This is a genomic window from Bacillus sp. JNUCC-21, assembly GCF_041222765.1.
Lineage (GTDB): Bacteria > Bacillota > Bacilli > Bacillales > Bacillaceae > Bacillus > Bacillus velezensis.
In genome coordinates, this window is record NZ_CP166019.1 from 4,189,474 (window position 1) to 4,199,467 (window position 9,994).

Below are 9,994 nucleotides of genomic sequence, written 5' to 3' on the forward strand. Positions count from 1 at the left end.
TTTTTACGCTTCTCTTTCAGACAATAGTTCTAGGATACGTTCAAGATCTTCATTTGAGAAAAACTCAATCTCAATCTTCCCTTTTTTCTTTTGTCTCTTTATATTTACTGTTGTTCCGAAATAATTTTGCAAATACGATTCCCGCTCTTTTAACACAACATCTTGAACAGGTTCTTTTTTCTTTGTTTCACGTGGAACATTGTTGTTTAACTGCTGAATCAGCTGCTCAAGCTGACGGACGTTCAGCTGTTCTTCAACCACTTTCTTCACAAGCGGCTCAAGCTTGTCTTTATTTTTCAAACCAAGCAAGGTTCTGCCGTGTCCCATGGATAACGTACCTTCTGCAATGAGGTTCTGGATGCTTTCCGGCAGCGTCAGCAGTCTTAAATGGTTGGCAATATGAGGCCTGCTTTTCCCGAGCCGTTTAGCGAGCTGTTCCTGGGTTAAATCCAAATGCTTCAGCAGTGAGTCATATGCCAGAGCTTCTTCAAGCGGTGATAAGTCTTCACGCTGAAGGTTTTCCAAAAGAGCGATTTCCCGCATCAGCGATTCAGATAAATCCCGCACGATAGCCGGCACTGTCTCTTTACCGGCAAGTTTTGCGGCGCGGTAACGGCGTTCGCCGGCTACAATATCATAGCCCTTCAATGATTTTCTCACGATAATGGGCTGAAGAATGCCATGCTGAATGATAGATTCCTTCAGTTCAGCTAATGACTCATCGTCAAATTGTTTTCTTGGCTGATAAGGATTGGGGCGTAAATCACTGATTTTAATCTCTTCCACTGTCTCTTCAGACAAATCAACCTGATTAAACAACGCGTTAATCCCTTTTCCGAGCCCGCCTTTAGCCATTCGCTGCCACTTCCTTTGCTAAATCTAAATATACTTCCGCACCTCTCGAACGCGGATCGTATAATATGATCGGCTTACCGTGACTCGGCGCCTCACTTAAACGGACATTTCGAGGAATAATGGTTTGATACACTTTATCTCTAAAGTATTTCTTTACCTCTTCTATCACTTGAATGCCGAGATTCGTTCTGGCATCAAGCATCGTCAGAAGCACTCCTTCTATCATTAAGTCGGTATTTAAATGTTTTTGCACAAGCCGAACTGTATTTAATAATTGACTCAATCCTTCAAGAGCGTAGTATTCGCACTGAACCGGGATAACGACTGAATCTGAAGCGGTAAGCGCATTAATCGTTAATAACCCGAGAGACGGAGGACAATCAATAATCATGTAATCGTAATTTTGTTTCACTGATTCTAATGCTCTTTTCAGCCTGACCTCCCGTGAGATCGTCGGAACCAATTCGATTTCCGCTCCCGCAAGCTGGATCGTGGCCGGAATGACATCTAAGTTCTCTACTGAAGTCGGTTTAATAATATCTGTAACATCTGCATCATCTACTAAAATGTCGTACACACAATGATCCACATCGGCTTTTTCAATCCCTAATCCGCTCGTTGCATTGCCCTGCGGATCAATATCAACAAGAAGAACTCTTTTACCTATGTAAGCCAAGCAAGCCCCCAGATTAACAGAAGTCGTCGTCTTCCCGACTCCGCCTTTTTGGTTCGTAATTGCTATGATTTTTCCCACGATGTCACCTACCTTCACATGAACATGTACTGTCTTGTTTCTATCTTATCAAAAAAAGAGTAAAGCGTTTTATTTTTTTCATAATTTGTTTATCAGCAAGTGAAAAAAATGTAAACGGAAAAGACACTTTCTAATATAAGTTCTCCGATAAAGTGACTTTTTTGACTGTAAAAAGACAATTCACGACACAAAAAGATAAAATTTTACATATATAATGTATAGTGCACAATAAATCTATCATTATCTCAAAATAGTTTTTTGATTAAAATAAAAACTCCCCTGCTGATCAGGAGAGTTTTTATTTAGGTATCCGAATGGTAAGCTGGATGTACTCTTCGAATTCTTCTTCTTCAGTATTCAGTCTGACGCCGCTGTCTTCTACCATAGACAGTGACTGACGAATCGTATTCATCGCAATTCTTGTATCCCTGCTGAACGCTTTGCGTCTCGGCTTTGGTTTCTGCTTATTCTGTTCAAGCATTTTCACCACTCTGTCTTCCGTCTGCTTGACGTTTAAGCTTTTCTCAATGATTTCCGCAAGCAATGTGACCTGAAACTCCGGCTGTTTGAGCGGAATCAGTGCTCTTGCATGACGTTCCGTAATTTTTTTCTCCATAATCGCATCCTGGACGGGTTCCGGGAGCTTTAACAATCGGAGCTTGTTCGCAATCGTTGACTGGCCTTTTCCTAAGCGCTGCGCCAAGGCTTCCTGTGTTAAATCATGAAGTTCTAACAGCCTTGCGTACGCATGAGCTTCCTCAATGGAGGACAATTCTTCCCTTTGCAGGTTTTCAATCAAAGCGACAGATGCTGTTTCCGTATCAGAAAAATCTTTAATAATTGCGGGAATCTTCTCCCATTCAAGCGTCTGTACCGCTCTCCAGCGCCTTTCACCCGCAATGAGCTCATATTGTCCTTCATCTTCTGTATGTCTGACAACAATCGGCTGAATGATGCCGTGTGTATGGATAGTCATTGCTAACTCTTTGATTTTTTCATCTGAGAAAATGGTGCGTGGCTGAAAACGGTTGGGAACGATAGCATGTACCGGTATTTCGAGTATCTCTTCTTTGTTTGTATCATGCTCAGCTATCTCCGGTTCCTCTTCCTTCTCACCAAACCCGAAGAAACGAGAGAATGAATGCTTCATGTACCTACACCACCTTTAAAAACTGCCATTTTTATAATTCTATTTTCTCATGGTTTTTCCTGCTGTATCTTCATCAATTTTGCAGAAAATATGATGGAATTGTCACATCAGGCTGTCTAAATTACCCTTCAATTGGCGATTTATTTGGAGTACCCGGTTTTCTCGGATATTTTTTCGGAGTGCTTTTCGTCTTGCGAATGATCATGATGTTCCGTTCACTTTCTTCAACAGGAAGTGTAAAGGAATGAACTTGTTCAAGCTCTCCTCCCAATACTTTAATTGCCTTTTGCCCCGCTTTCAGCTCTTCATCAGCTGCTGCTGCTTTTAGTGCCGCAAATACGCCGTTTTTCTTGGCCAGCGGCAGACAAAGCTCACTCAGGACCGACAAACGCGCCACCGCACGGGCCGTCACGAGATCGAAGCTTTCCCGGACGTCTTTCCGCTGTCCGAATGTCTCCGCTCTGTCATGGACAAATGCCGTATGCTCTAATTGTAAAGCATCAGAGAGAGTTTCCAAAAACGTAATCCGCTTATTCAGTGAATCGACGATGGTGACATGCAGATGCGGGAAGCAGATTTTGACGGGCAGGCTCGGAAAACCGGCGCCGGCGCCGACATCACAAAGAGTGGTGACCTTTTCAAAATCAATATAAAATGCCGCCGTTATCGAATCATAAAAATGCTTGAGATAAACTTCCTTTTTCTCAGTGATGGATGTCAGATTCATTTTTTCGTTCCATTCCACGAGCATCCGGTAATACAACTCGAATTGCTCCAGCTGGCGGTCAGAAAGGGAAATCCCTTTCTCCGCTAAACTGGATGTAAATTCCTCTATATTCATGCCGTCATCCTTTCTATTCAGCTACCTTGGCAATACGGCCCTGCTCCAGGTATACCAGCAGGATTGAAATGTCTGCCGGATTGACGCCGGAAATACGGGACGCTTGAGCAACTGATAAAGGACGCACTTCTTTCAGCTTTTGACGGGCTTCAGTAGCAATTCCTTTAATGGCGTCATAATCAATCCGATCAGGGATTTTTTTGTTTTCCATTTTCTTCAGCTTTTCCACTTGCTGCAAGGATTTTTCGATATATCCTTCATATTTCACCTGAATTTCCACTTGTTCCGCCACGTCTTGCGGAACCGGAGAATCTGCAGGCGCAAGTTTTGTCACTGTTTCATAGTTCATTTCCGGACGTTTCATTAAATCTGTGCCGCGCACTCCGTCTTTCAGCTCGCTTCCGCCGAGTGAACGGATATATTCCTGATTCTCAGGAGACGGCTTGATAATAACAGACCAGAGACGTTTTTTCTCCGCCTCAATCGCCGCTTTTTTCTTCTCAAACGCTTCATAGCGCTCATCAGAAATTAAGCCGATATCGTGGCCGATTTCCGTCAGACGAAGATCCGCGTTGTCGTGACGGAGCAGCAGTCTGTATTCCGCCCGTGAAGTCAGCAGACGGTACGGTTCATTGGTTCCTTTCGTTACCAAATCATCAATCAATACACCGATATAAGCATCGGAACGGCTGAGGATCACTTCTTCTTTTCCAAGCGCTTTGCGGCCTGCGTTGATCCCTGCCATAATTCCTTGCCCGGCTGCTTCCTCATAACCTGATGTACCGTTAATTTGACCGGCCGTGTACAGGTTAGGGATTTTTTTCGTCTCCAGTGTAGGCCAGAGCTGCGTCGGTACAATCGCGTCATACTCAATCGCGTAACCGGCTCTCATCATCTGCACCTTTTCCAGTCCCGGAATGGTCGCCAGCATCCGCTGCTGCACGTCCTCAGGAAGACTCGTGGATAAACCTTGAACGTATACTTCCTGCGTATTTCTGCCTTCCGGCTCAAGGAAAATCTGATGACGCGGTTTATCATTAAACCGCACGACTTTATCTTCAATCGAAGGGCAGTATCTCGGTCCCGTTCCTTTAATCATACCGGAATACATTGGCGAACGATGCAGGTTGCTGTCGATGATCTCATGAGTCTCAGGACTCGTGTAAGTCAGCCAGCAAGGCAGCTGATCGGTAATGTATTCAACCGTTTCATATGAGAAAGCGCGCGGAACCGGGTCCCCCGGCTGGATTTCTGTTTTGCTGTAATCAATGGAATCGCTTGAGACACGAGGAGGCGTACCCGTTTTAAAACGGACGAGATCAAAACCGAGCTCCTCTAAGTGCTCAGAAAGTTTAATAGACGGCTGCTGGTTATTCGGACCGCTTGAGTAAGACAGATCACCGAGAATGATCCGCCCTCTTAAATACGTTCCGGTTGTCAGCACGACCGTTTTTGCCTTATATTCAGCACCGGTTTGCGTAATGACACCGCGGCACTCCCCGTCTTCAATGATTAAACGCTCGGCAATCCCTTGAAGAAGTGTCAAATTCGGTGTTTTTTCCAGCGTATGCTTCATTTCGTGCTGATATTGGAATTTATCCGCCTGCGCACGCAGCGCCCGTACGGCCGGACCTTTTCCTGTATTCAGCATTCTCATTTGAATATGAGTTTTATCTATATTTCTAGCCATTTCTCCGCCGAGCGCGTCAATTTCGCGGACGACAATCCCTTTCGCGGGGCCGCCGACAGACGGATTACATGGCATAAACGCAACCATATCAAGATTGATCGTCAAAACAAGCGTTTTGGCTCCCTGGCGCGCGGATGCGAGGGCAGCCTCAACACCGGCATGCCCGGCGCCGATGACAATCACGTCGTATTGGCCTGCTTCATACCCCATGGTTTTTTCCTCCCTTTTATTTACCTAAACAAAATTGTGAAAAGAGCTGATCAATTAAGCTTTCGTGGACGGCATCACCGATGATTTCGCCCAGCAGCTCCCAGCACCTTGTCAAATCAATTTGCACCATATCAATCGGAACATCCTGTTCAATTCCGTTCAGCGCATCATCAATCGCTTGCTTTGCCTGATGCAGTATCGAGATATGACGGGTGTTGCTGACATAGGTGAGATCTCCGCTTTCGATCGCTCCTGTATAAAATAGCGACTGAATCGCTTCCTCTAAATCTTGAATGCCTTCTTCTTTCAGCAATGAGGTCGTGACGACAGGCCGGCCTTTCGCCAGTTCCTTGACGCGCTCAGCGTCAATCTTAGCCTCAAGGTCCGTCTTATTCATAATGACAATGACGTCCATTCCCTCAACCGCTTCAAACAATTTCACATCTTCTTCAGAAAGCTCTTCGCTGTGGTTAAGCACAAGCAAAATGAGATCCGCTTCCTTCAGAACCTGCCGTGACCGTTCCACACCGATTCTTTCGACGATGTCTTCTGTCTCACGGATTCCGGCGGTATCGACAAGCCGAAGCGGCACGCCTCGGACATTGACATATTCCTCAATCACATCACGCGTCGTTCCCGGAATATCGGTTACGATCGCCTTCGTTTCATGGACAAGGCTGTTAAGCAGAGAGGATTTTCCGACGTTCGGACGGCCGATGATCACGGTAGACAGTCCCTCACGCAAAATTTTCCCCTGCTCAGACGTATGGAGCAGCGCCTCGATTTCTTTCTTCACGCCGCTTGCCTTCTCCACTAAAAGCTGATGCGTCATTTCTTCGACGTCATCATATTCCGGATAATCTATATTAACCTCAACATGGGCAAGTGTTTCTAACAACTCATCACGCAGACGGCGGACAAGCGCGGAAAGCCGTCCTTCCATCTGGTTCATGGCGACATTCATGGCACGGTCCGTTTTGGCCCTGATCAGATCCATCACCGCTTCCGCCTGTGATAGGTCAATCCGTCCGTTTAAAAATGCGCGCTTCGTAAACTCACCGGGTTCTGCCAGTCTCGCACCTTCTCTTAAAGCAAGCTGGAGCACCTGATTAACCGTCACAATACCCCCGTGACAGTTGATTTCAATGACATCTTCCCTTGTGAATGTTCTGGGCGCTCTTAAAACAGACACCATGACTTCCTCAATAATCCGTCCCGTCGTGCTGTCCGCGATATGCCCGTAATGAATGGTATGCGATTCTGCCGAACTGAGCGTTTTGCCTTTCGGACCCTTGTACATTTTGTCGGCGATCTTTACGGCTTCCGGGCCGCTCAGCCGAACGATCGCGATCGCGCCTTCACCCATCGGAGTTGAAATCGCTGCAATTGTATCCATGCTGTTCACCTCTCTTTATCTCTGTTTCCATCTATATAAAAAATTTTATTTACGCCAAAATTAAAAGATAACATAGTTTGGTTTGAAGTGGAAGATACGTTATCCACAAAGGCAGAAATTCATCCCTTATTACTTTAACTTATCCACATGTGAATAACAATTAATTTTATTTCCTAAAACCTTTTTTATCAACAGCATAGACCGAAAAAGAAAAAACTTAAACGCAAAAAATGCGATTCTGCTTAGGAATAGAGCCATTTTTACCAATAAAAAAACCGAAGTTCCGATTTTACCCGGACTTCGGTTTTCTGCTATCTTTATGGGAAATAACGAGATGGCGGTACCGGCCTTCACCGGTAGAAAAAGTTTTGATATTTGGATGCTTTGACAGCGCGTCATGGATGATTTTTCTTTCACCTGACGGCATCGGTTCTAAATGCACATCTTTTTTCGTTTTCGACACTTGCTTGGCCAGCCTGTTTGCCAGCTGCTCCAGAATTTCTCTTCTTTTCCGCCGATAATTCTCAGCGTCGACAATGGCTTGGCGATACTGGCCGGAGCCGCGGTTCAAAACAAGCTGCGTCAATGTTTCCAGGGCATTGAGTGTTTGTCCTCTTTTGCCAATAAGCAGCGCCGCTTTTTCACCTTTAATGTGAAAACAGACTGTTTTCTTGTTTTCTTCCGTAACAATCTCAGAAGGTCCGGCAATGGAATGGATGATTTCTTCCAAATACACTTTCGCTTCATGAACAGGATTTTTTTTCTCTTCCAGTTCTACGATCGCATTCTTTTTTCCGAAAATACCCAAAAACCCTTTGTATTCTTCTTGCACCACCGTTATTTCTACTTGATCTTTCGTCAGTTGAAGTTCCTGAAGGCCTGATTGAACTGCTTCTTCGACATTCCGTCCCGCAGCAGTCACCTTCTTCACTTTTTCTTTCCTCCCGCTTTCTGCGTTTCCGGATCGTGTTTAATGTCAGGTCCTTTAATAAGGAATGTCTGAGCAATCATAAACAGGTTTCCGACTACCCAATACAGAGAAAGCGCGCTCGGGAAGTTGATCGCAAATACGATGATCATGATCGGCATAATCCATACCATCATTGCCATTTGAGGATTCTGAGTCGGATTTCCGGCCATCATCAGCTTCTGCTGGACAAAAGTGGCCACACCGGCAACGATAGGAAGAATATAGTAAGGATCCTTCTCTCCTAAATCAAACCATAAAAAGCTGTGCTGTGAAATGGCTTGCGTACGCATAATGGCGTGGTAGAATCCGATCAAAATCGGCATTTGAATCAGGATCGGGAAACATCCCGCCAGCGGGTTTACCCCGTGCTTTGAAAACAGGGCCATCGTTTCCTGCTGAAGCTTCTGCTGCGTTTTTTGATCTTTAGAGCTGTATTTTTCTCTGAGCTTCTGCATTTCAGGCTGCAGCGCCTGCATCGCTTTTGAGCTTCGAAGCTGCTTGATCATCAGCGGCAGAATCAGCAGACGAATTAAAATCGTAACGATGATGATCGATAAACCATAGTTATCGCCCGTCAGTTTCGCTACGTACGTAATGACTTCTGACAATGGATACACAACATATTTGTCCCAGAAATGCGGACTATTCGCCGTAATCGGCTCTTTCACACTCGAGCACCCGGCCAGCAGCACGAGCATACCGACCATACTCAGTAGTAACCATATTCTCCTTTTCAAGAACGTTTCCTCCTATACCAATCTTTATGAACCTTGTATGTATTTTAGCATCTTTCAGTTTCAAATGGCGTTCATTTTTCGCCAAATAAAAGGAAGCGCTTTTAAAAACGTGAAGAAAACAAAATATGAGCTATTTTGACGACGATTTCTTATATAATGAGGTTTTTCTGAATAAGTGCTGCAGACTCTTTTTCGTTTCTTCAAAACTGAGGTCGCCGGCGGGTTTTCTTGCGATAATAATAAAATCTTTCGGCTTGAGCAGCTCTTTTTCCTCCTGAACAGCCTGTCTGATTAACCGCTTCACCCGATTGCGCACGACGGCATTGCCGATTTTTTTACTGACAGAAAGCCCTACCCGGAGCTCTTCCTGTTTCGGCTGATCAAGCGTATACAGCACGAACTGGCGGTTTGCCATAGACGTTCCGCGTTTAAACACTTTTTGAAAATCTTCATTTTTCTTTAACCGATTTCGCTTCTTCACTTTAATTCACTCCGATATTCACTCGCAGAAACTTTTATTTCTATCTAAAAAAAACGGGCCGCCGGAATACTGAAGAAATTTCTCCAGTACCGGGCGACGCATGACATCTCACTCTCTTAATGTGAAAAAAGACCACTGACATTATTCAGTGGCCTAAGCTGATAATACTTTTCTGCCTTTGCGGCGACGGCGTGCTAATACTAGACGACCGTTTTTTGAACTCATACGGCTTCTGAAGCCATGAACTTTACTGCGTTTACGGTTATTCGGTTGGAATGTTCTTTTCATTTATGACACCTCCCTCGAGGAATAGCTGTTAAAGACAGTCTTACTTATTATATTTGTGCTGCCTATTCATTGTCAACTTCAGCAGTGCTTTTATTTCTTACAACCATAATAGGATAACATACCTTAACCAGTTTAGAAACCTTATTTTTCATATTCCTTTTTTTAACGCAAAAAAAAAAGCCGTGCTCCCCCGAAAAAACGACATGTGGATAATTTTTTTGCCTTTTTTTAATATCCACAGTCGTTATCGACAACATTTTCACATTGCTAACTCCTGTGGACAAAGATTTTTCAACAAGTTGTCAGGTTTGTGGATAAGATTACGAGAACCATTGCAAGTCCTCGCTTAATTTGATATTATATTTGTGTTTTAACTCTTAATTACTTATCCAGCCCATTCTCTTTATCCACAAACTGTGGATAAGTTGTGGATTGTTTTCACACAGCTTGTGTAGATTGTTGTCCACAACTTGTGGAATTTGTCGAAAAGCTGTTTTTCTACTATACTATATGTTTTCAACATTTCGTGTGTACGAATGGTCAGAGCCATATGCTCTTTTTTTGTGTTCTATAACAGGGAAAGGGCGCTGATTTTTAAAGAAAAGGAGGGCTGTGCCGGATA

Annotated in this window: 10 protein-coding genes; all 10 read right to left on the reverse strand. The window is 44.3% G+C overall.

Going from position 1 to position 9,994, the window contains the following annotated elements:
- Positions 1-3: 3 nt before the first annotated feature.
- Positions 4-855, reverse strand: a complete 852-nt coding sequence (locus tag JNUCC21_RS21305; RefSeq protein ID WP_012118944.1) for a ParB/RepB/Spo0J family partition protein — start codon at positions 853-855, stop codon at positions 4-6.
- Positions 848-1,609, reverse strand: coding sequence for a sporulation initiation inhibitor protein Soj (gene soj, locus JNUCC21_RS21310; protein ID WP_007409899.1), 762 nt, complete (start codon positions 1,607-1,609; stop codon positions 848-850). The genes JNUCC21_RS21305 and soj overlap by 8 nt, the downstream gene beginning before the upstream one ends.
- A 298-nt stretch (positions 1,610-1,907) precedes the next feature.
- The gene (gene noc, locus JNUCC21_RS21315) at positions 1,908-2,759 is read right to left on the reverse strand and encodes a nucleoid occlusion protein (protein ID WP_007409900.1); all 852 of its coding nucleotides are present in this window, start codon (positions 2,757-2,759) and stop codon (positions 1,908-1,910) included.
- A 121-nt stretch (positions 2,760-2,880) separates the two neighbouring features.
- Positions 2,881-3,600, reverse strand: coding sequence for a 16S rRNA (guanine(527)-N(7))-methyltransferase RsmG (rsmG, locus tag JNUCC21_RS21320; RefSeq protein WP_369878478.1), 720 nt, complete (start codon positions 3,598-3,600; stop codon positions 2,881-2,883).
- A 13-nt stretch (positions 3,601-3,613) separates the two neighbouring features.
- Positions 3,614-5,500 (reverse strand): tRNA uridine-5-carboxymethylaminomethyl(34) synthesis enzyme MnmG, encoded by a 1,887-nt coding sequence (gene mnmG, locus JNUCC21_RS21325; RefSeq protein ID WP_007615086.1) that lies wholly within the window; start codon positions 5,498-5,500, stop codon positions 3,614-3,616.
- Positions 5,501-5,516: 16 nt separating this feature from the next.
- Positions 5,517-6,896 carry a tRNA uridine-5-carboxymethylaminomethyl(34) synthesis GTPase MnmE gene (gene mnmE / locus JNUCC21_RS21330; protein WP_151140140.1) on the reverse strand — a complete coding sequence of 460 codons (1,380 nt, stop codon included), beginning with the start codon at positions 6,894-6,896 and terminating at the stop codon, positions 5,517-5,519.
- Between the two features lie 289 nt (positions 6,897-7,185).
- Positions 7,186-7,827, reverse strand: coding sequence for an RNA-binding cell elongation regulator Jag/EloR (jag, locus tag JNUCC21_RS21335; RefSeq protein WP_369878479.1), 642 nt, complete (start codon positions 7,825-7,827; stop codon positions 7,186-7,188).
- Positions 7,824-8,573, reverse strand: a complete 750-nt coding sequence (gene spoIIIJ / locus JNUCC21_RS21340; RefSeq protein ID WP_007409906.1) for a YidC family membrane integrase SpoIIIJ — start codon at positions 8,571-8,573, stop codon at positions 7,824-7,826. The genes jag and spoIIIJ overlap by 4 nt, the downstream gene beginning before the upstream one ends.
- Positions 8,574-8,733: 160 nt before the next feature.
- Positions 8,734-9,084 carry a ribonuclease P protein component gene (rnpA, locus tag JNUCC21_RS21345; RefSeq protein ID WP_004392944.1) on the reverse strand — a complete coding sequence of 117 codons (351 nt, stop codon included), beginning with the start codon at positions 9,082-9,084 and terminating at the stop codon, positions 8,734-8,736.
- Between the two features lie 153 nt (positions 9,085-9,237).
- Positions 9,238-9,372, reverse strand: a complete 135-nt coding sequence (rpmH, locus tag JNUCC21_RS21350) for a 50S ribosomal protein L34 (protein ID WP_003178075.1) — start codon at positions 9,370-9,372, stop codon at positions 9,238-9,240.
- Positions 9,373-9,994 lie beyond the last annotated feature (622 nt).

Coding starts and splice junctions, on each gene's coding strand:
- JNUCC21_RS21305 (WP_012118944.1), bottom strand. CDS start 855: ATGGCTAAAGGCGGGCTCGGAAAAGGGATTAACGCGTTGTTTAATCAG.
- noc (WP_007409900.1), bottom strand. CDS start 2,759: ATGAAGCATTCATTCTCTCGTTTCTTCGGGTTTGGTGAGAAGGAAGAG.
- rsmG (WP_369878478.1), bottom strand. CDS start 3,600: ATGAATATAGAGGAATTTACATCCAGTTTAGCGGAGAAAGGGATTTCC.
- mnmG (WP_007615086.1), bottom strand. CDS start 5,500: ATGGGGTATGAAGCAGGCCAATACGACGTGATTGTCATCGGCGCCGGG.
- mnmE (WP_151140140.1), bottom strand. CDS start 6,896: ATGGATACAATTGCAGCGATTTCAACTCCGATGGGTGAAGGCGCGATC.
- spoIIIJ (WP_007409906.1), bottom strand. CDS start 8,573: ATGGTCGGTATGCTCGTGCTGCTGGCCGGGTGCTCGAGTGTGAAAGAG.
- rpmH (WP_003178075.1), bottom strand. CDS start 9,372: ATGAAAAGAACATTCCAACCGAATAACCGTAAACGCAGTAAAGTTCAT.